The organism is Massilia mucilaginosa (genome assembly GCF_011682145.1).
GTDB lineage: Bacteria > Pseudomonadota > Gammaproteobacteria > Burkholderiales > Burkholderiaceae_D > Telluria_A > Telluria_A mucilaginosa.
Genome location: NZ_WHJH01000053.1, coordinates 1 through 21,785, shown reverse-complemented (window position 1 = coordinate 21,785; position 21,785 = coordinate 1). Strand labels below are relative to the sequence as shown.

14 protein-coding genes are annotated in these 21,785 nt (G+C 64.4%); 5 read left to right on the top strand and 9 right to left on the bottom strand.

The genetic code is table 11. The features are described from left to right. Positions 1-2: 2 nt before the first annotated feature. The 6 genes from F2P45_RS27860 to F2P45_RS27835 all read right to left on the bottom strand — a co-directional run bounded on the left by F2P45_RS27860 (position 3) and on the right by F2P45_RS27835 (position 7,758). Entirely contained in the window at positions 3-1,001 is a 999-nt protein-coding gene (locus tag F2P45_RS27860; protein ID WP_441295251.1) for an AAA family ATPase, read from the bottom strand. Positions 1,002-1,003: 2 nt separating this feature from the next. Beyond that, positions 1,004-1,624 carry a DUF4159 domain-containing protein gene (locus F2P45_RS27855; RefSeq protein ID WP_166881475.1) on the bottom strand — a complete coding sequence of 207 codons (621 nt, stop codon included), beginning with the start codon at positions 1,622-1,624 and terminating at the stop codon, positions 1,004-1,006. A gap of 13 nt (positions 1,625-1,637) precedes the next feature. After that, positions 1,638-2,975: a TldD/PmbA family protein gene (locus F2P45_RS27850; protein ID WP_166881474.1), complete on the bottom strand. Its 1,338-nt coding sequence runs from the start codon at positions 2,973-2,975 to the stop codon at positions 1,638-1,640. A 12-nt stretch (positions 2,976-2,987) separates the two neighbouring features. Then, positions 2,988-4,625, bottom strand: a complete 1,638-nt coding sequence (locus F2P45_RS27845; RefSeq protein ID WP_166881473.1) for a TldD/PmbA family protein — start codon at positions 4,623-4,625, stop codon at positions 2,988-2,990. A gap of 142 nt (positions 4,626-4,767) precedes the next feature. Continuing rightward, positions 4,768-6,105, bottom strand: coding sequence for a TldD/PmbA family protein (locus F2P45_RS27840; protein WP_166881472.1), 1,338 nt, complete (start codon positions 6,103-6,105; stop codon positions 4,768-4,770). A gap of 15 nt (positions 6,106-6,120) precedes the next feature. Beyond that, on the bottom strand, positions 6,121-7,758 hold the full coding sequence (locus F2P45_RS27835; RefSeq protein ID WP_166881471.1) for a TldD/PmbA family protein: 1,638 nt from the start codon (positions 7,756-7,758) through the stop codon (positions 6,121-6,123). Between the two features lie 363 nt (positions 7,759-8,121). Between F2P45_RS27835 and F2P45_RS27830 the strand changes: the two genes are divergently transcribed. From F2P45_RS27830 to F2P45_RS27815, 4 genes are all read left to right on the top strand, one after another. After that, complete coding sequence (locus F2P45_RS27830; protein WP_166881470.1) at positions 8,122-8,919, top strand: class I SAM-dependent methyltransferase; 798 nt, start codon at positions 8,122-8,124, stop codon at positions 8,917-8,919. A 130-nt stretch (positions 8,920-9,049) separates the two neighbouring features. Then, entirely contained in the window at positions 9,050-10,612 is a 1,563-nt protein-coding gene (locus tag F2P45_RS27825; protein ID WP_166881469.1) for a S1C family serine protease, read from the top strand. Positions 10,613-10,762: 150 nt separating this feature from the next. Then, positions 10,763-13,102 (top strand): TonB-dependent receptor domain-containing protein, encoded by a 2,340-nt coding sequence (locus F2P45_RS27820; protein ID WP_166881468.1) that lies wholly within the window; start codon positions 10,763-10,765, stop codon positions 13,100-13,102. A 29-nt stretch (positions 13,103-13,131) separates the two neighbouring features. Then, entirely contained in the window at positions 13,132-14,283 is a 1,152-nt protein-coding gene (locus F2P45_RS27815; RefSeq protein WP_166881467.1) for a hemin-degrading factor, read from the top strand. A gap of 3 nt (positions 14,284-14,286) precedes the next feature. On the opposite strand, the gene F2P45_RS27810 is transcribed toward F2P45_RS27815, so the two are convergent. Both F2P45_RS27810 and F2P45_RS27805 read right to left on the bottom strand, forming a co-directional pair. Continuing rightward, positions 14,287-15,945 carry a serine hydrolase gene (locus tag F2P45_RS27810; RefSeq protein ID WP_166881463.1) on the bottom strand — a complete coding sequence of 553 codons (1,659 nt, stop codon included), beginning with the start codon at positions 15,943-15,945 and terminating at the stop codon, positions 14,287-14,289. A gap of 13 nt (positions 15,946-15,958) precedes the next feature. Further along, on the bottom strand, positions 15,959-17,824 hold the full coding sequence (locus tag F2P45_RS27805) for a M1 family metallopeptidase (protein ID WP_166881466.1): 1,866 nt from the start codon (positions 17,822-17,824) through the stop codon (positions 15,959-15,961). A 157-nt stretch (positions 17,825-17,981) separates the two neighbouring features. Between F2P45_RS27805 and F2P45_RS27800 the strand changes: the two genes are divergently transcribed. Beyond that, on the top strand, positions 17,982-18,560 hold the full coding sequence (locus tag F2P45_RS27800; RefSeq protein WP_166881465.1) for a TMEM165/GDT1 family protein: 579 nt from the start codon (positions 17,982-17,984) through the stop codon (positions 18,558-18,560). A gap of 301 nt (positions 18,561-18,861) precedes the next feature. Here F2P45_RS27800 and F2P45_RS27795 read toward each other — a convergent pair whose 3' ends face one another. Further along, positions 18,862-21,327, bottom strand: coding sequence for a CehA/McbA family metallohydrolase (locus F2P45_RS27795; RefSeq protein ID WP_166881464.1), 2,466 nt, complete (start codon positions 21,325-21,327; stop codon positions 18,862-18,864). Between the last annotated feature and the right edge of the window lie 458 nt (positions 21,328-21,785).

Below are 21,785 nucleotides of genomic sequence, written 5' to 3'. Positions count from 1 at the left end.
GGCTAATCCTTGTCGGCGCGGATCTCGGCGCGCAGGGCGAGCAGGATGTCGGCAATCGATACGCCGTCGGCTTCGGCCTCGAAATTGCGCAGCACGCGGTGCGCCAGCACCGGCAGCAGCATGGCGCCGATGTCGTCGCGCGTTACCGCCAGGCGCTTGTGCATCAGCGCGCGCGCCTTGGCGGCCAGCACCAGTGCCTGCCCGGCGCGCGGCCCGGCGCCCCAGCCGACATGCTTGGTGACGGCGGCAACGCGCGACTCCTGCGGACGCGTGGCGCGCACCAGGCGCGTGGCGTAGCGCAGCAGGTGTTCGCCGATTTCGATATCGCGCACCAGTTTTTGCAGGCGCAGCAGGCTGTCCACATCCATCACCTGCGGCGCATCAAGCAGGCCCGCGTGGGTGGTGCGCGAGACCATCATCATTTCTTCATCTTCGCTCGGGTAGCCGACGTCGATGCGCAGCAAAAAGCGGTCGAGCTGCGCTTCTGGCAGCGGGTAGGTGCCGGCCTGCTCGATCGGATTTTGCGTCGCCAGTACAAAGAATGGTGCTGGCAGCGCGTGGGTCACGCCGGCAAAGGTCACCGCCCGTTCCTGCATCGCTTCGAGCAGCGCGGACTGGGTCTTGGGCGGCGCGCGGTTGATTTCGTCGGCCAGCAACACCTGCGTGAACACGGGGCCGGGCTGGAAGCGGAACAGGCGCTGGCGCGTAGTCTGATTTTCTTCGAGGATTTCGGTACCGATGATATCGGACGGCATCAGGTCGGGCGTGAACTGCACGCGCTGGAATGTGAGGTCGGTGGCTTGCGCCAGCGACTTGACCAGCAAGGTCTTGCCCAGGCCCGGTACGCCCTCGACCAGCGCATGGCCGCCCGCCAGCAGGCAGATGACGAGCGATTCGATCACTGCATCCTGCCCGATGATCACGCTCGACATGCTCGCCTTGAGCGCGCCGATCTTGGCCGTCAGGTCGGCGATTTCTTTTTCTTCCCAGGCTACTGACACTGTCACGCTCCCAAAGCATACTGAATGATATTGACCGCAAAGCGGGTATTGTCGACCACCAGCCAGCGCTTGTTGCGGAAGTCGTAATCCCACTCGCAGCCGTAGTCCTTGTTCGAATACAGCACCCGCACGCGCCCGTTGATCTCAATCGCCTTGAGGTAGTCGTGCACCAGGTCGTCGCCCCAGCCATTGAGCTCATTGCCGGTGTTGGGCGGGCCGTCGAACTGGAAGAAGCTCGAATACACCGGGTGGTTGTTGGGGATCTTCCTGAGCGCCTTCGGGCCGAAGATGCGCGCCATTTCCGACTCGAAGGACTTGGCGAACAGGCCGTCGATATCGTGGTTGCAGTCGTCGACGAAGACAAAGCCGCCGCCGCGCACGTAGCGCTCGAAATTCTTGCGCTCGGCCGGCGTGAACTGCACCAGCTTGTGCCCGGCCAGGTAGCAGAAGGGCGACTCCAGCATCTTCGCGTCCGCCAGCGCGATCACCCGCTCGACCGGATCGACGCGCAGGGTGGTGTACTCCACCAGCGAATTGAGCACGTTGCTGGGCATGCGGATGTCCACGTCCCAGTCGCCCGACTCGTACATCAGGCGCGTGAAGTAGAAATCGTAGTTGCGCATCGCCCTGCCCGCCTTACACCGCGTCCGACAGCGACGTGAAGTTGAAGTCGCGGATTTTCATCGGCGGGATCATCATCTGGAAGTTCATGCCGTCGCCGCCCAGGATCTGCGGCTTGCCCAGTTCATCGAGATTGTTGAGCATCGAGACCGGGCTTTCGTTGAAGCGGAAGTTCTTGACCGGATGCTTGATCTTGCCGTTTTCGACGTAGAAGGTGCCGTCGCGCGTCAGGCCCGTGAGCAGCAGCGATTGCGGATCGACGTCGCGGATGTACCAGGTGCGCGTGACGACGATGCCCTTCTTGGTCGAGGCGATCAATTCATCGAGCGATTTGGACCCGCCCGACATGATCATGTTGCCGTGACGGCCGCGCGCCTTCATCTTTTGCTTGTTGGCCCAGAACAGCGAGTAATCGAGCGCGACGATCTTGCCGTTCTTGATGATGTCGATGCGTTCGCGCGGCAGCATCGATTCGGTGTCCCAGGGGCGCACCGGCACATCCTTGTCCCACGGGTCGGCCCACACGTTGACCTGTTCGTCGAACAGCTTTTCGCCCAGGCGATTGCCGCCGCCTTTTTTCGACAGGAAGCTGCGGCCCTCGTCGGCGCGGCGCGCGTCGAAAGCGCCGAACATGCGCCCCACCAGGTCGGAGGTGGCGGCCGGCTCCAGGATCACGGTGTAGCGGCCCGGTTCCAGCGCCTTGGCGTCGACCGAACGCAGCGCCTTTTCGATGGCCACGGCGGACGCTTCGCGCGCGTCGAATCGGCGCACATCGTTGGCCGAACGGGTCACCCAGCCGGAACCGCGGCCGTCTTCCGTGCGCGCGGTGCAGGTGAAGCTGACGTTGGTGAATTCGTGGTGGCCGAACACGCCGTTCGAATTGGCGATGGTTTCGAAACCGGTGTTATCGACAAAGAAGCCCGCCGTCACCAGCTTGTTCTTGCGCCCCGCCAGAATGCTGTGCGATGCCACTTCGGCGCGGAACTCCGGGTCGATGGCGGCGGTCTCGCGGGCAAACGCGTTTGAGGCCTTGTATTCCTGCTTGCCGATGGCCGCCATGAATTCCGGATTCTCGGGCGCCAGGCGGGCCACGTCTTCGGCGCGGCGCACAGCTTTTTCGAGCGACTTGTCGTCGAACTCATTGATCGAGGCGGTGCCCTGGCGCTTGCCGAAGGCGACGCTCACGGTCATCTGCATGTTTTCGTTCAGGCCCGCCGTGGACACGCTGTTCTGGGCGTAGCGGATATTGCCGGTGCGGGTGCCGCTGATCGCCACGCGGCATTCGTCCGCCTTGGAAAACCCGAGCACGCGGTCGCAGATGCGTTTTGCTTCTTCCTGGTTCAACTGTTTCATTGCGTGGCCTCCTTAGCCGATCTTGCGGGCGGTGTTGATGACGTTGATGCCGTTGAAACGGGTGGTAGCGGACCCGTGCGAGACCGCGCTGACCTGGCTGGGCTGCCCTTTGCCGTCGAAGAACGAGCCGCCCATGCGCCAGTCGCGCACGTCGCAGATGGCGCTGCACGCATTCCAGAACTCCTGGGTGTTGGACTGGTAGGCCACGTCTTCCAGGGGACCGGCGATCTTGCCGTTCTTGATTTCGAAGTACAGCTGGCCGCCGAACTGGAAGTTGTAGCGCTGCTGGTCGATCGAGTACGAACCGCGCCCGAGGATGTAGATGCCCTTCTTGACGTCCTTGATCATCTCGTCGGGGCTCAGGCGTTCCTTGCCTGCTTGAAGCGACACGTTCGGCATGCGCTGGAATTGCACGCTGTTCCAGCTGTCGGCGTACGAGCAGCCGTGCGATTCCTTCTCGCCGATGATGTGGGCCTGGTCGCGCGTGGCCTGGTAGTTCACCAGCACGCCGTCCTTGATGATGTCCCAGCGCTTGGCCGGCACGCCTTCATCGTCGTAGGCGACCGCGCCGAGCGAACCGGGTTCGTTCTTGTCGGCGATGAAGTTGACCCGGTCGGCGCCGAACTTGAATTTTTTGGTCTGCCATTTATCGAGCGTGGCGAAGCTGGTGCCGGCGTAATTGGCCTCAAAGCCGAGTACCCGGTCCAGCTCCGTCGGGTGGCCGACCGATTCGTGGATGGTCAGGAACAGGTGTTCGGGCGAGAGCACCAGGTCGTACTTGCCCGGTTCGACCGTCTTGGCGGAGAGTTTTTCGCGTGCCTGGCGGCCGGCCGCGCGCGCGTCTTCCACGATGTCGTAGGACTTGGTGTAGAGCGTGGCGACGCCGCCGGCGGCCTTGATCTTGTCGGCCGGGCGCGCGTCGAAGTATTCGTAGCCCATGCCGGCCGGTGCGGCCAGGCTGTCGCGCGTGCGAAACCGGTTGCTGGCCTTGTCGACGGCGGTGGCGCTCAAAGGCGCCCACAGGCGGTGGATGTCCTGGTCGATGTAGGAGCCGTCGGTCGAGGCAAAGTACTTTTGCTGATTCACCTGGAACAGGGTCGAGGTCATGAAGCTGGCGCCGGCGTCCAGGCCCGCCTTGTTGGCGGCGATGAGCATCTCGGCCTTGTCCTTGATGGGCACCGTGCGCCAGTCGCGGGTGAATGGCGTGGCCCATGCGACTTCGCCGACGCCCTTGACCGGCGCCATTCGCAGCGGCTCGCTTTGCAGCTTGCTGTTGGCGCGCGCGATGGCGACGGCCTGGCGCGCGGCGGCGGCGATGCTGTCCGGCGACATGTCGTTGGTCGAAGCGAAGCCGTAGGCGCCGTTGGCGATCACGCGCACGCCCACCCCGGACGATTCGGTGTTGACGATGTTTTCCACGCTCAGGTCGCGCGTGGTGATGAACTGGTTCAGGTAGCGGCCGATGCGCACGTCGCAGTAGGTGGCGCCGGCCTTGGTGGCGGCGTTCATGGCGGCGTCGGCCAGCGATTTTTTGAACGCGATGGCGACCGGGTTCATTAACTCTTCGGCCGCGATGGCGTTGCCGAACACGGGAACCAGCATGACGCCGGCGGCGCCGCTGCTGATTTTCAGGAAGGTACGTCGTTCCACTGTTTGCTCCTGCTTGCAAGGCTCCGTCGTTCCCGCGAAGGCGGGAACCCATAGCACCGTCGTTTAGCCGATGTGCTATGGATCCCCGCCTTCGCGGGGACGACGGCTATCGAATGATTGATGCCGCGTCCCTGCGCAACGCTTAAACCGCGTCCGACAAGGACGTAAAGTTGAAATCCCTGACCTTCATCGGCGGAATGAGCATCGAATACTGCACCTCGTCACCCGCGATCACCTGCGGCTTGCCGATCGCCTCGATATTGTTCAACATCGTCACCGGGCTTTCGTTGAACCGGAAGTTCTTGATCGGGTGCTTGATCTTGCCGTTCTCGATGTAAAACGTGCCGTCGCGCGTCAAACCGGTCAGCAGCACCGACTGCGGGTCCACCTCGCGGATGTACCAGGTGCGCGTGACCAGCACGCCGCGCTTGGTCCCGGCGATCAGTTCCGCCGTCGATTTGTCGGTCCCGCCCATGATCATATTCCCCGGCGAGCCAATGGCGCGCACGCCTTTCTTGTTCGCCCAGAACAAGGAATAATCGAGCGCCGAGACCTTGCCGTCCTTGATCAGGTTCATGCGCTCGCGCGCCAGCATGGTGCCCGCATCCCACGGCAGCACCGGCACATCCTTGTCCCACGGGTCGGACCAGATATTGACCTGCGCATCGAACAGCTTGTCGCCCAGGCGCGTGCCGCCGCCCTTCTTCGACAGGAAGCTGCGGCCCTCGTCGGCCTGGCGCGCGTCGAAACCGGCGAGCATGAAGCCGATCAGGTCCGAGGTGGCGGCCGGCTCCAGGATCACCGTGTAGCGGCCCGGTTCCAGCGCCTTGGCGTCGACCGAGCGCAGGGCCTTTTCGATCGCCACGTCGGACGCTTCGCGCGCATCGAAACGCGCCACGTCGGTGGCCGAGCGCTTGACCCAGCCCGATCCGCGTCCGTCTTCGGTGCGCACGGTGCAGGTGAAGTCGACGTTGGTTTCTTCCTGATGCCCGAACACGCCGTTCGAATTGGCGATGGTCTGGAACGCATGGCTGTCGGTGAAAAAGCCGGCGCATACCAGCTTGTTCCTGCGGCTCGCTTCGATGCTGTAGGCCGCCGTTTGCGCGCGAAACTCCGGGTCGACGGCGGCGGTGGCGCGGCTGAATGTCTGCGAGGCCTTGAACGCCTGCTTCGACACGGCCGGCATGAACTCCGGGTTTTCCGGTGCCAGGCGCGCCAGGTCCTCGGCGCGGCGCACGACTTTTTCGAGCGACTTGTCGTCGAATTCGTTGATGGTGGCGGTGCCCTGGCGTTTGCCGAAGGCGACCTGCACCACCAGGTCGGCGTTGTCGACCAGGCCCGCGGTGGAGACGTTATTGCGCGCGTAGCGGATGTTACCGGTGCGCCCGCCGGAAACGCGCACCGTGCATTCGTCGGCGCGGGTCAATGCCATCACGCGGTCGGCGATACGCTTGCTTTCTTCTTGAGTCAGAATCTTCATGTGCGGTTCCCTGGCTTAGCCGATCTTGCGTGCGGTGTTGATGACGTTGATGCCATTGAAGCGCGCCGTGCTCGACCCGTGCGACACCGTGCTGACCTGGCTTGGCTGGCCTTTGCCGTCGAAGAAGGAGCCGCCCATGCGCCAGTCCCTCTCGTCGCAGATGGCGCTGCAGGCGTTCCAGAATTCCTGGGTGTTCGACTGGTAGGCCACGTCTTCGAGCGGCGCACCGATCTTGCCGTTGTTGATTTCGTAGAACAGCTGGCCGCCGAACTGGAAGTTGTAGCGCTGCTGGTCGATCGAGAACGAGCCCGCGCCGACGATGTAGATGCCCTTCTTGACATCCTTGACCATCTGGTCCGGCGTGAGTTTCGCCTTGCCCGCCTCCAGCGAAATGTTGGGCATGCGCTGGAACTGCACGCTGCTCCAGCTGTCGGCGTAGGAGCAGCCGTGCGACTCCTTTTCGCCGATGATGTGGGCCTGGTCGCGCGTTGCCTGATAGTTGACCAGGATGCCGTCCTTGATGATGTCCCAGCGCTTGCCCGGTACGCCTTCGTCGTCGTAGCCGACCGCGCCCAGCGAACCTGGCGCGGTCTTGTCGGCCACGATATTCACGCGCTCGGAGCCGTACTTGAATTTTCTGGTTTCCCACTTGTCGAGCGTGGCGAAGCTGGTGCCGGCGTAATTGGCTTCGTAGCCCAGCACGCGATCGAGTTCGGTCGGGTGGCCGACCGATTCGTGGATGGTCAGGAACAGGTGTTCGGGCGAGAGCACCAGGTCGTATTTTCCAGGCGCGACCGACTTGGCGGTCAGCTTTTCCTTGGCCTGGCGCCCGCAGGCGCGCGCGTCTTCGATCAGGTCGTAGGAATTCTTGTACAGGGTGCAGACGCCGCCGGCGGCCTTGATCTTGTCTTCGGCGCGCGCGTCGAGGTATTCGTAGCCCATGCCGACCGGCGTGGACAAGCCCTGGCGCGAGCGGAACTTGTTGGTGGCCTTGTCGACGGCGGTGGCGAACACCGGCATCCACATGCGGTGCACGTCCTGGTCGATATAGGAACCGTCGGTCGAGGCGAAATATTTTTGCTGGTTCACCTGGAACATCAGCGACTGCATGAAGCTCGCGCCGCCGTCCATGCCGGCCTTGTTGGCGGCGATCAGCAGCTCGGCTTTTTCCTTGATGGGGACCGTGCGCCAGTCCTTCTTGATCGGGGTGGCCCAGGCCACTTCGCCCACGCCCTTGACGGGCGCCAGGCGCACCGGTTCGGATTGCAGCTTGGCGTTGGCCTTGGCGATGGCGACCGCCTGGCGCGCGGCGCCGGCCACCGCATCGGGCGACATGTCGGAGGTGGCGGCAAAGCCGTAGGCGCCGTTGCAGATGACCCGCACGCCGACGCCGGCCGATTCGGTGTTGGTCACGCTTTCGACGTTCAGGTCGCGCGTGGTGATGAACTGGTTCAGGTAGCGGCCGATGCGCACGTCGCAGTAGGTCGCGCCGGCGCCGGTGGCGGCATTGAGGGCCACGTCGGCCAGGGTCTTCTTGAACTTTGCCGCTAGGGGATTGAGTAATTCTTCAGCGGCGATGGCGTTGCCGAACACCGGCACCAGCATCGTGCCCAGTGCGAGCCCGCTGATATTGAGAAAAGCACGTCGTTCCATAGTATCTCCTGACAATCACCACCAAGGTACGCGTCCCGCCGCACTGCGCGGGCGCTCTTTGTTTTTCTGCTCATCGGCACCATGCCGATCGCTGGCCTGAACCAAAAAATCAACAGAAACCTTACCAGCAAAATGGCGAAAAGAATACGCAAAACTTGTGCCACAAGCTAAGTGCTTGATTCGCGAATCCGCGAGTGTCCGGCGGACGCTGTCCGCAGTGTCCGCAGCTGTGTCCGCTCGCTCTGGCGGACAGTATGTACATATGAAATTCGGCTTGACCTTCAAGCGTGCATCCTCGATCATCGCGCTAGTTGGCGATATTGCATCGCCCCCGCAGTACTTACCGATACCGGAGACGACAACATGAAACGATTGATCCTGGCCGCGATGCTGGCCACAGGCATGGCCGGCGCAGCCCACGCCGACGACGCACTCAAGGCGGCCATCGCCAACACCGAGCGCACCCCTGCCAACGCCGCGCGCGACAGCGCCCGTCATCCTTACGAAACGCTGACCTTCTTCGGCATCAAGCCGACCATGACCGTGGTCGAGCTGTCGCCGGGCGGCGGCTGGTACACCGAAATCCTGGCGCCCTACCTGCGCGAAAAGGGCAAGCTGATCGCCGCCGGCGAGTCGCCGACGTCGGCCAAGGAAGGCGCGCGCAAGTACGCCGCCAACCTGACCAAGAAGCTCGAATCGAAACCTGCCATGTTCGACAAGGTCCAGCGCGGCGTGTTCGAAGTGCCGACCGCGTACGACTTCGCCAAGCCGGGTACGGCCGACCTGGTGGTCACCTTCCGCAACATCCATAACTGGACCGGCAACGGCGACGACAAGGTCAAGGAAGTCTTCAAGAAGGTCCACGAGAGCCTGAAACCGGGCGGCGTGTTCGGCGTGGTGGAGCACCGCGCGCCGGCCGGCAAGGCGCCGAAAGCCGACAGCGGCTACGTGCAGGAAGCGTACGTGATCAAGATGGCTGAAAGCGCCGGCTTCAAGCTGGCCGGCAAATCGGAAGTGAACGCCAATCCAAAGGATACGGCTGACCACAACAAGGGCGTGTGGGCACTGCCGCCGGTGCTGGCCAACAAGGATGTCGACCGCGAGAAGTACATGGCAATCGGCGAGAGCGACCGCATGACGCTCAAGTTCGTGAAGCAGTAACAGACAAGAACGGCTCCGCAAGGGGCCGTTTTTTTGCCTGCCGATTCCACCCGGCCAGGCGCTGGAACGGCGCGCCGCGCGCGTGTATGATGAACGCTCGCCGCTCCTTCTCCCAACCAGAAATTACCCAATGAACATATCGCGTATCGCCGCCGCCGCCGCCCTTGCCGCGGCAAGCCTGCTGGCCCACGCTTCACTGGCCCACGGGGCACAGGATGTCACGAGCGCAGTTTCGCCTGCCACTCCGGCAGCGCCGGTGGCCGCCATTCCCGCCAACCTGGAAAATTCGGTCGTCAAGGTGTTCGCCACCCTGCGCCGCCCGGACCCGTACAAGCCGTGGACCAAGGCCTCGCCGCAAGAGGTAACCGGCTCCGGCGTGGTCATCGACGGCAAGCGCATTCTCACCAACGCCCACGTGGTCGGCTACGCCAGCCAGGTCCAGGTGCAGGCCAGCCAGGCCGGCGGCAAGGTCTCGGCCACGGTGGTGGCGGTCGCGCGCGGGATCGACCTGGCCATCCTGAAACTCGACGACGAATCGTTCTTCGACACGCACGCGCCGGTCGCGCGCGCCAGCGTGCTGCCGGACGTGCGCGACCAGGTCTTCGCCTACGGCTACCCGACCGGCGGCACCTCGCTCTCGATCACCAAGGGCATCGTCTCGCGCATCGAATTCGCCAACTACAGCATGGGCACCACCGGCCTGCGCATCCAGATCGACGCCGCCATCAACCCCGGCAACAGCGGCGGGCCGGCCATCGCCAACGACAAGATGGTGGGCCTGGCCTTCGGCGGCGCCGCCAACACCCAGAACATCGGCTACATCATCCCGAACGAAGAAGTAGACCTGTTCCTGCGCGATGTCGCCGATGGCAAATACGACGGCAAGCCATCGCTGACCGACGAAGTGCAGACGCTGGAAAACCCGGTCCTGCGCGAATTCCTCAAACTCGACAAGTCGGTCGCCGGGGCCGTGGTGCAGCGCCCCAACCAGAACGACGCGGCCTATCCGCTCAAGGAGTGGGACGTGATCACCCACATCGGCGATTCGCCGATCGACAACCAGGGCATGGTCAAGCTGGGCACCAACCTGCGCGTGCGCTTCCAGTACCGTGTGCAGCAGGTGACCAAAGATGGCGCGGTACCATTGACGATTGTCCGCGCCGGCAAAAGCATGAATGTCAAGGTACCGGCCGTGGGCGGGCGCAAGCTGCTCATTGCGGACCTGAACAACGGCTATCCGTCGTACTTCATCTACGGTCCGATCGTGCTCTCGCGCGCCAGCACCGACTTCCTGGCCTTTCTCAATTCGAGCGTCAACGTGATGGCGACCGCCAGCTACATCGCCAGCCCGCTGGTGACGCGCCGCGGCGACCCGCCGACGCCGGAACGCCAGGAACTGGTGGTGGTCAGCTCGCCCTTCTTCCCGCATAAATCGGTGGCCGGCTACTCCAACCGTTTCGGCTCGGTGATCTACTCGGTGAACAAGGTCCCGGTGCGCAGCCTGGCGCATATGGTGCAGCTGCTGCGCGACTCGAAGGACGAGCTGATCGTGATCCATTTCGACCAGCGCGGCGGCGAAAACATCGTCCTGCGCCGCAAGGACATGGTCGACGCTACCGAAAGTATCTTGTCCGATAACGGCATCCGCCTGCAGGGCACCCAGGACATGATGGACGTCTGGAACCGCAAGTAAGCCACGCGTCAGCCACGCGCCGGGTGGAGATGCATTGCAAATGATAATGATTCTTGTTATCATTTGACACCCGCCAGCAAGTGTTCCTGCGCGACGCGCCCGCGTCGCCAGGTCCGAGAGCCAGCCTGACACTCTTCGACCTGGACCACCATGACCACTCCGACCCCGCTGCCGGCACGCGCGATTGCACGCCGGCCTGCCGCCGCACCAGCGCGCCGCCTTCTCAACACCACCCTTAACGCCGCCATGCTGGCGATCCTCGGCGCAGGCAGCGCGCATGCGCAAGGCCCGCGCGCGCCGCAGCAGTTGTCCGATATCGTCGTCACCCCCGTACGCGAGAAGGAGAAGGCGGCCGATGCGCTGCAAGGCAGCGTGGCCGTCATCAGCGCCGAGGAACTGGCGCGCCGCAACGCCGGCGACATGAGCGCCATTGCGCGCTACGAGCCCCTGGTGTCCGTGCCGGCCGCCTTCAGCGGCAGCGGCAGCGTGTGGGATGGCGCCGGCAACACCGGCTTCAATATCCGCGGGGTCGAAGGCAATCGCGTCAGCCTCGACATCGACGGCATCGCCCTGCCCGACGCCGCCCCCAAGCCGGACGGCACCGCCATGAACACCTTCGGCATCGGACGCGACTATTTTGACCCGGCCATGTTCCGCGAAGTGCGCATCGGCTCCGGCACCGGCCCGGCGGCGGCGGGCACGCCCGGCCTGGCCGGCAGCGTCGCCTTTGCCACCAAGTCGCCGTCCGACTACCTGAGCGACGACAAGCGCAGCTACCTGGCCTATGCGCTCGGCTACGGCGCCGCCAACAAGAGCCGCTCGCACAGCCTGACCGGCGCCGCGCGCATCGGCGCCCTCGATGCGCTGGCCGTGGCCGTGCACCGCAGCGGCAAGGAGCTTGAAAACAAGGGCAGCGTGGCGGAAAATCCGGACGACTGGGATTCGAACGCGGTGCTGGCCAAGTTCCAGTGGACGCCAGTGCAGGGCCAACGCATCGGCCTGACCCTGGACGGCTATGAACGCGACAACGCGCGCAGCTACGTCAACAAGACCGGCGGCCTGTATCCGAACGGCGTGCTGCAGGATTCGCACACCAAACGGACACGCGTGAGTGTTGAGCATCGCATGAGCGGCGCCGCCAACGGCATCTTCGACACACTCGAAAGCCGCCTGTATCTGCAGGACGCCAGCGTGGAAGACCGCACCCGCGCGCGCTATATCACCGGCAACCAGCCCTACCTGCGCAATATCGACACCGGCTACTTCAACAAGAGCGCCGGCGCGGCGGCGGACGCCACCCTGAGGCTGAACGACTCGCTCAGCCTGGCCTACGGCGCCGCCTGGGAGCAAACCGGGACGCGCCGTCCGTGGCTGGAAGACCGTACCGTCATCGCCAGCGGTGCGCACCAGTTCACGATGAAGAACCGCATGGCCGACATGGACAGCGACAAGGCGAGCGCCTACCTGCGCGGCGAATTCGGCTTCGCGCTGGGCGGCTACAAGGCCACGCTCACGCCCGGCCTGCGCGCCGAATACCGCAAGCTCACGCCCAAGAACCTGGGCGGCTACGTGGTCGCCGTGCCATCGGCGGCCGGCGAGATCAAGCCCGAGAGCGATGCCTACGCCACCCCGAGCCTGAATCTGTCGGTCGCACTGAGCGACGACCTGTCGGTGTATGCGCGCCTCAATCGCGGCGCGCGCCTGCCGACGGCGGCCGAACGCACCGGCACCTACGACTCGTTCAGCTACACCGGATCGGGTGTCGGCTACGCGGTGCTGGGCAATCCGAACCTGAAAAAGGAAACCAGCCAGGCGTTCGAGGCGGGCGTGAAAAGCAGCCCGGCCAAAGGCATGCAGATCAGCGCATCGGTGTTCCGCACCGAGTACAAGAACTTCATCGACTACGTGGCGCAAGCGCCGGACCCGGTGAACTACCCGACCATCACACGCGGCCTGTACCGGCCGGAGAACAACGGCAGCGCGCGCACCTGGGGCGGCGAAGCGTCGCTGCGCGCGGAGCCGGGTACGTGGGCGCCAGGGCTGGCCGGCTACAGCGTTGCGGCGGCCGCCGGTGTCTCGCACGGCAAGGCGCGCGACAGCGGCACCGGCAAGGAAGGCGAACTGGCCTCCACCCTGCCGCGCAAGGCCAGCGCCACCCTCGCCTACGATGCGCCGGGCGATGCCTGGGGCGTCTCGCTGAGCGCCGTGGCCACCGCCGGCAAGCGGCCGGCTTCGGACACCATCGGCAACACCAGCGTGGCGCGCTTCCGGATCGCCGGCGCCACCGTGGCCGACCTGGCCGCCTACTGGAACATCGGCAAGAACGTCAAACTCAACGTCGGCATCTACAACCTGGGCGACAAGCGCTATTGGGACTACGCGACATCGCGCTCGCTGGCCGCAGGCGGCGACGCCGCCACGCTGGCCGACATCGAACGCCAGACACGCCCCGGCCGCAATGCCGCGGCCATGCTGACGTTCCAGTACTAACCACTCTTTTTCACCACCCGGAGACTTCCATGAAACGCTTACGCACCCTTCCGCTGGCCATTGCCGGCGCCCTGCTTGTCCTGGCCGGCCACGCCGGCGCCGCCACCCTGAGCGAGCGCTGGAGCCAGCTCCGCGCCGAACAGCCCAAGGTGATGATCCGCGACGCCGCGCGCACGCTCGGCGTATCGGAAGCCGACCTGCTGGCGACCGGCATCGGCAGCACCGTCACGCGCCTGCGCAGCGACGGCAACGACCCGCGCGAAATCATGCGCCGCGCGCTCGACCTGGGCACCGTGCTGGCGCTGACGCGCAACGAGAATGGCGTGATCGAACGCACCGGCGTGGCGACCAAGGTCAAAGCGCAGCCGGAGGACGACAAAGAGGTGGTGAAGGATGAAGAGCGCGAAGCGCGCCAGCGCAACATCGCCGGCGGCTACCTCGGTGGCGAGATCGACCTGCGCTTCACCTTCTCGAAATGGAAGCACGCATTCGCGGTGGCGCAGCCGGGCTCCGACGGCGTGGTCAAACGCAGCCTGCAATTCTTCGACGAGAACGGCGCCGCGATCCACAAGATCTATCCGAAAGACGCCGCTGGCGTGGCGGTGTTCGACAAGCTGGTGGCCGACTTCCGCCATCCCGAACAGAACGCGGCGCTCAAGGTGGCCGCCCGCGCGCCGAAAGCCGCCGAACTGGCCGACAGCAAAGTCGATGTCAAGGAATTCCAGCAGGCCTGGAACGAGATGAGCGACGTGCACCAGTTCAACCGCCTGCTGACCGAATTCAAGATCACGCGCGAACAGGCGATGCGCCTGGCGCCGGCCGGCATGGTACAGCGCCTGAAACCCGAAGCGGTACGCACCCTGCTCGACGAAGCGGCCAAACAGCAGTTGCCGCTCATGTCCTTCCTGGGCAACGGCGCGGTGATCCAGATCTTCAGCGGCAAGATCACAAAAACGGCGCCGAGCGCGGGCTGGTACAACGTGCTCGATCCGGCCTTTAACCTGCACCTGCGCGACAGCGCCTTCAAGAGCGGCTGGGTGGTGCGGCGCGCGGGCGTGACCTCGGTCGAGTTCTACGACAACGAGGGCGAGCAGGTGGTGAGCTTTTTCGGCGTGCGCGAACGCGGCCAACCGCAGCCGAAAAGCTGGGTCGACCTGACCGCCGCGCTGCCGAAGGGCTAAGCCCTATTTGGCGTCCTTGGTGTCCTTCTTCTTCGCGGGCGTGAACAGCAGGTCCGCGAAGTCGTAGCTGAAGTCCGTCTCGGACGACACCGGCGCCATCTTCACGCGCTCGATGCTGCCGTCCGGGTTCAGCGAAAACGTCACGTAGGCGTCGGCGTTGAAGTTGCGCTCCTTCCAGCGCACGATGAAGGTATCGTGCTGGAAGTGCTCCAGTTCCCCGGTCAGGTCGGGCGTGCGGGTAAAGCTCATGACCCGCTTGCCCCCGGCCGGCTTGATGGTCACCGCGCCGTACCAGGCGTCGTGGTACTCGCCGTCGTAGGCTGCCAGCGGCAGCGACGGGCGCGAGGCGGCGGCGCGGGTGGCGCTGGCGGTTTTCTGCCTGGCCAAATCCTTGTTACGCATGTCAGTTTCCACATCGCCGATCAAGGTGATCCAGTCGCTCGGCGCAGGATTGAGGGAATCATCGAGATAATGATCGAGCAGGCGATACTGCAGCGACGTCATGGCCCCGCCGCTTTCGGCATTGGTCAGGATCGCGATGCCCAGCTTCGCCTCCGGCACCATCACCACGCGCGAATAGAAACCCTGCAGCGCGCCGCCGTGCAAGGCCAGCTTGCGGCCCTTGTAGTCGCGCAGCTGGAAGCCCAGGCCATAGGCGAAGAAATTCGGCCTGGTCGCCGCCAGCGTCGGTTTCGGTTCGCTGATTTTCATCGGCGTTTGCGCGGTCCACATTTCGCGGCTCTGCGCCTCGCTGAACAGGCGCGCCGGATTGCCCTGCGCATCCTTGGGCGCGGCGGCGATGGCGCCGCCATCGAGCAGCACCGTCATCCAGCGCGCGATATCCTCGGCGCTGGTGTTGATGCCCACAGCGCCGACCGCGTTCGGCACCGGCAGCGCGCGCACCGCGGCGATCTTGCCGTTGATTTTGCTGTGCGGAGCCGACACGTTGGGGTTGCCCGCATTCTCGGCCAGGCTGGTGGTAGTCGTGTTCATCCCCAGCGGCGTGAGGATGCGCTCGCGCACCGCATCGCCCCACGGCTTGCCGGCCTTTTGCGCGATGATCTTGCCGGCCACGATATACAGCAGGTTATCGTAGGCGTAGCTGTTGCGAAAACTCGTGGCGGGCCGCACGTAGCGCAGCTGCTGGATAATTTCGTCGGTCGTGAAACTGGTGGTCGGCCACCACAGCAGGTCGCCGGCGCCCAGCCCCAGGCCGCTGCGGTGCACCAGCAGGTCGCGCACCGTCATCTCGCGGGTGACGTAGGCATCGTACATCTGGAAGTCGGGCAGGTGCTTGATGACCTTGTCGTCCCATTCCAGCTTGCCATCGTCGACCAGCATGGCCAGCGCGGCGGCGGTGAAGGCCTTGGAATTGGACGCCACCTCGAAGATGGTCTTGCCGTCGACCGGCGCCGGTTCGCCCAGCTTGCGCACGCCGAAGCCGCGCGTAGCCACCACCTTGCCATCCTTGACGATGGCGATCGCCATGCCGGGAACATCGAAGGTCTGCATGACGCGCGCGACATCGGCGTCGAGGTCATAGGCGCGCGCCGGCGCGCCGGCCGCGACCGGGGCGCCTGGCGTGGCTGGCGCCTGCGCGACGGCCGCAAAACTACTCAAGGCAAGCAGGGTCGCCGCCGCGATACGGTTCAAATGGAGCACGGTGCCGATCCTCTTATTTGCCTGCCATTTTTTTGTCGACGCTGGTCTGCGTGGCCGGATGGTAGCGCGCGCGCGCCTTTTTGTAGACCGACTCCGCAAAGACCTTGTCGGCCGGCTTGGCGCGCAGTGCGGCATACAGCGGCACCACGAACTTCTGGCGGCCCACGCTCATGAGGAAAGCTTCCAGCGGCATGCGCACGTCGGCATAACCGGCGTTGATCGACGCGCGGAAGAAGCGGAAGGCTATTTCATTATTGGTGCTCTTGGCGAGGCGGAAAGCCTGGTCGAGTTCCTTGAGCTGCGCGGCGGTCGCCTTGTTGTCGATATCGTTCAGGAACTTCATCCACTCGGTGGACGTCCATTTCTTGGTATCGAGCCTGGCGGTCGGCGTGGCGCCCGACAGCCAGCCGGCGCGGGTCGCATCGAGGGCGGCCAGGCGGGTCGAGGCGACGCGTTTGGCGCTGGCCGGAATGCCGGCGCCGTGCAGCCACTCTTCCAGTTCGGCGTCGGTCAGCAGCTTGGGATTTTTCGCCAGCAGGTTCTTGCGCAGGTAAGCCACGAACTGCTCGGTGGTCACGCTCTGGAATGCATGCTGGTCGAACCAGCCGCGCAGGAAGGGATCGAACACCGCGCGGCCGGCGCGCTGCTCCAGGGTGCGCAGGAACCACGCGCCCTTCGGGTAGGCCAGGCCTTCATCGGTGTAGTTGGCCGACGAGGTGTCCGGGTCCTTGGTCAGCAAGGCCTGCTTGGCGGCCGGGATGGTGGCCAGCGAAGCGATGGCTTCTTCCTGCTCGAGCTGCAGGTTCATGTCGGCCACTTCGGAACCGTACAAGGATTCGAGGATGCGGGTGGTGACGTAGGTGGTGAAGCCTTCGTTGAGCCACCAGTGCTTCCACGACGCGTTGGTGACCAGGTTGCCCGACCAGCTGTGCGCCAGTTCGTGCGCGATCAGGTCGACCAGGCTGCGGTCGCCCGCGATCATGGTCGGCGTGAGGAAGGTCAGGCGCGGGTTTTCCATGCCGCCGATCGGGAACGACGGCGGCAGCACCAGCATGTCGTAGCGCCCCCAGCGATAAGGGCCGTACAGCGATTCGGCGGCGGCGACCATCTTTTCGGTATCGATGAATTCATACGCGGCGGCGCCGATGCGTTTTGGTTCGGCGTAGACGCCGGTGCGCGAACCGAGGGCGCGCACGTCGATCTCGCCGATGCCGATGGCCAGCAGGTAGGATGGAATCGGCTGCGGCATCTTGAAGTCCCAGCCGCCCTTGCCGGTGGCATTGAGATCGTTATCGGCGCTCATGACCACGCGCAGGTCCTTGGGCGCCTCGATGTGGGCGCTATAGGTGAAGCGCACGGCAGGGGTATCCTGCAGCGGCACCCACGAACGCGCGTCGATCGTCTGCGACTGGCTGAACATGAACGGCTGCTTGCCCGACATGGTCTGCACCGGCGCGAGCCACTGCAGCGCGGTGGCGCTCGGCGACGTGCGGTAGTAGATGCGCACCTTCTCCGGCTGCGCGGGCAGCGCGGCCAGGTCGATGTGCATGGCCTGGCCTTTTTCGGCATCGAGTTTATCGATCGTATGACGCACGCCGACCCACTTGCCGCTGGCATCAAGCGCCTGTACTTTGGAGACGGTCAGCGCGCGCGTGTCGAGGTCCAGAATACGCGCGGATTTATCGATCCAGTTCAAGGTCAGTTCGGCGTGGCCGGACAGCGTCTTTTTTGCGAAATCGGCCTTCAGGTCCATGTGCAGGGCGCTGGTTTTCACCTGGTCGTAACGCGCGTAGCTCAGGGGATCGAGGGCATACGCATGGGCGCTCAATTGGCAGAATACGGCGCAGGCGGTGGCGCGCAGGAGGGTCGAAGTCTTCATGGTCTTTCCGGGTCGGTGGCATGTGGATTGGCGCAGGCAGAATATCACTTCCGCAGGCCGGACGAAAGCGCGCAGGCGCGTATTGACGGCGCCGTGTGGCGTGCAGCGACGCTGGCGGCTCTGTTATGATCCGCGCTTGCCCCTCGGATCACATTGTATGGACGCCTTTCTTGTATCAACGGGCATCGTCGCCCTCGCCGAAATTGGCGACAAGACGCAGCTGCTGGCCTTTCTGCTGGCGGCCAAATTCCGGCGCCCGGTGCCGATCGTGCTGGGGATCCTGGTGGCGACCCTGGCCAACCATGCGTTTGCGGCGGCGGTGGGGGCGTGGGTCAGTACCCTGCTCGGACCGAACGTGATGCGCTGGGTGCTGGGCGTGTCGTTCCTGGCGATGGCCGCGTGGACCCTGGTGCCCGACAAGCTCGATGACGACGAACAGCCGGGCTTGGGGCGATACGGTGTCTTCCTGACGACCCTGATCGCATTTTTCCTGGCCGAGATGGGCGACAAGACCCAGATCGCCACGGTGGCGCTCGCGGCGCGTTACGAATCGATGCTGGCGGTGGTGGCCGGCACCACGTTCGGGATGATGCTGGCGAACGTGCCGGCGGTGTATTTCGGCGAGCGGATTGCCAACAAAGTACCGTTGAAACTGGTGCACGGCATCGCCGCCGCCATTTTCGCCGTGCTCGGCATTCTCACCCTGCTCGGCGCCGGCGCCCGCTTCGGCTTCTGAATTCCTACCAATTTCCGACTCCGACTCCTACAACCGGGGTCAGAGCTCTAATTCGAAACATTGCAAAACTGGCGACCCATACCGATTTTACAAGTTGCCGGTGGCGCAGCGTGTGGCAAGATTGGTTCGATAACTGCGAAGTGGACAAGGTTCTGTCGTGATAATGCTACGCATCCCCGTTTTTATCAAAAAAATTGCAATTTAGAGCTCTGACCCCGGTGTGGCGGCAACAAAAAAGTTTCGAGTCAGAGCTCTGACCCCGGTGTGGGTGTTAGAGCTCTGACCCCGGTGTGGGTGTTGCTTATTGCGTCGTGAGGGTGACGTCGTCGATCAGGAATGCCGTCGGGATCGTCGAGCCTTCCACGCCTTCGAAGTAGATCCGCACCGTCTGCCCTTTGTAGGCCGTCAGGTCGAACGTCTTTTGCACGTAGCTGCTGCCTTTGTTGAGGTTGGAGTAGGTCGCCAAGGTGGCCAGCACGGCGTTGCTGCCGCTGCGCACTTGCACTTTCAGCTTGTCGTAGGAGCTGGTCGTCGTCGTTTCGCTCGATACCACCTTGATCCAGAATGCCAGGGTGGCACTGGTCGCCGTCGATGGAATCGCCACCTGCTGGTACACGGTGTCGGTGTTGGCGGCGCCTTCGCCGTTGAGCGCGGCCTTCCAGCTGCCGCCACGCGCCGCCTGGCCCGTCGCGTTGATCACGCCGCCGGACGCCACCCATCCACTCACGCCCGATTCGAATCCGCTATTGATCAGCAGTTGCTGCTGCGCCGTGCCGCCGTTGCTGACGCTGAAACCGATCGGCGCCGATACCGCGCTGTTGAGCGCCACGTCGTACGCCTTGGCGGTCAGTTGGTGGCTGCCGTTGCTCAGGGTCGCGGAGTCGAGGCTGAGCGCGTACGGCGCGGTGCTGTCGACACCTTTGAGCACGTTGTCGACATAGAACTCGACCCGGCTGATGCCGCCGGCATCGCTCGCCGTCGCCGCCAGCGTGATGTTGCCCGTGCTGCCGCTCTGGCTCGCGCTGACCGTCGGCGCCGTGGTGTCGCCCCCGCCGCCGCCCGCCGTCTGCGTCACCCAGATCGGCGCGGACCACAAAATCTTGCCGTCATCCTGGGTCAGCTTGGCATAGTAAAAGTGCTCGCCCACCGATGGGGTGATGGTGGTGTTGGCGCTGCTGGCGAGCTGGCTGACCGTGCCCTTGCGCCCCGGCACGCCTTCGACGATCGATACCGTCGACGCCACTCTGCCGCTGGTGCTGGCGAAGTTGGCGATCAGGTTGAGCGGGCCGCTGTTGGTCATGCGCGCGCCCATGACCTTGCCGTTGGCGGTAAGCACCAGTTGCGAGGTCTTGTCCATGGTGGCGAACACGCGCCGCGCCTTGAGCGCTTCGATGAAGCTCGCTTGCGTCAGCGGCGTGCCGTTGGGAATCAAGACGCCGGTGCGGTTGGTGTAGGAGGCGCCCCAGTTGGCGCAGTGATTATCTTGATTAGTGGCAAAGGCGATGTGAAATCCGGACTCAAGCGCTTTGTTGCAGGCGCTTTCAAAGCTGCTGCGCCCGGTTTCGGTTTCGCTGGTATTGGTCGAGAACGCCGAGGTGTTGAGCACTTCGCACAGCACCATGGCCTCGTCGCCGTCAGCCGTGTAGCCGAGCGGCACGCCACCGACCAGAAATTGTCCGCTCGATGAAGGATGGTTGAATTGCCCCACCCAGCCGCGCTGGCGCATCAGGGTGTAGAGGCCGCTGTAGTCGCCTTTGGGCGTGAGCGTGTCGCCGATCAGCTGGCCGCTGCTATTGAGCTCCCACTGCAACAGTTCCGGGGTGTTGAAGATGTTCAGGTGGCCGCCGTTGTTGATCACGCCCCATTCGATGCCGTACACGCCCAGGAAGTCGGGATTGGCGGCATTGAAATCGGCCGCGGCGCTCAAGCCGGACTTGAACAGGGCCTTGGCCGTGGCCGGGCTGGCGGAACTGTTGGTGCCGTCGGAGCCGTCGAACATGTGGTTGTGCTCGGACGTGGCGAGGATATCGAGCCCCTTGTTGCGGGCGTAGGCGAAGGCATCGGCCGGACCGAAGGGGGCGCTTTGCGGCGCTTGCGAGCCGCTGCAGCTGCCGAGGGCGCCGCCGCCGTCGCTGTGATTGGTCTGGCTGTGCAGGTTGGCAAAATACACGGTGTACGGCAGCGAACCGGGCGCGGGCGCGGCCGTTTGCACGGACGACAGCTCGCCCGCCTTGCCGTTCACCTTGTTGGTGGGCAAAGCCCGGAAGGCCGGCATGGCGACCTGGGCGGTCTTGCCGATCGCCAGGTCCCAGCTTTGTTCCACCATCTCGTCGGCGCCGGCCGCCAGCAGCCGCTCCACGGATTCCGGCGACTGGTCCGGGGCGCGGCCGCGCTCGGCTGCGTCGTTGGAAACCGCCTGCATGCGCACCTGGTAGACCCCGTCGGCCAGGCCGGACTTGCCCGCCCAGCGCACTTTGACATCGACCGGCTTCTGGAACATGCGCTGCACGCCCGTCCATTGCTGGACCACCTGGCCGCCCGGGCTGACCAGTTCCAGTTTCCAGCTCACTTCCTGCGCACGCTCGGCATGCGGGTAGTCGAAGGCGAGCGTGAAGGTGCGCGCCGCGCTGGCGGCCGCATACGGCACATGCAGGGTGGCTTCGAATTCCTGATGGTCGGCTTCGGATGCCATGGCGGCGTGGCTGGCGGACAGCGCCAGGGCGATGGCGAGCGGGCGGAACAGCTTGAAGGTGGTGAGGTGGCGCATAGGAATCCCGTTAACATGAATAGGTACAGACAACTGAATTCTCGCAACTATGCATGACGTTTCCGTGACAAAGTATTTACATTTGGAAATGTGTTTCTCAAGAAGAGGATGTTTCGTTAGGTGAAGCAACACGTGCATTGCCGACCGTCAATACCAGGATGGCGGGCTTAGCAGGGAAAAGTGGATTTATTGCCGAAGAGCAGCGCGGCGCGCCTGTGGAAAACTAAAATAGAACATTTGTTGCGCGAAACATGAAAATGTCCAGATTGAGACACTTTGTCTCGGGATATTGCTGTGTGCCGGCGACCAAACCACGCGCGCAAATGAAAACCGCCGTGGGGGGGGGGGGGGGGGGGGGGGGGGGGGGGCGGGGGGCCCGGGGGGGGTTTTTAGCGCGGGGGGGGCCCGGCGGGGGCCCCGGCAATGGACCCGGGGGGGGGGGGCGGGCGGGGGCCACC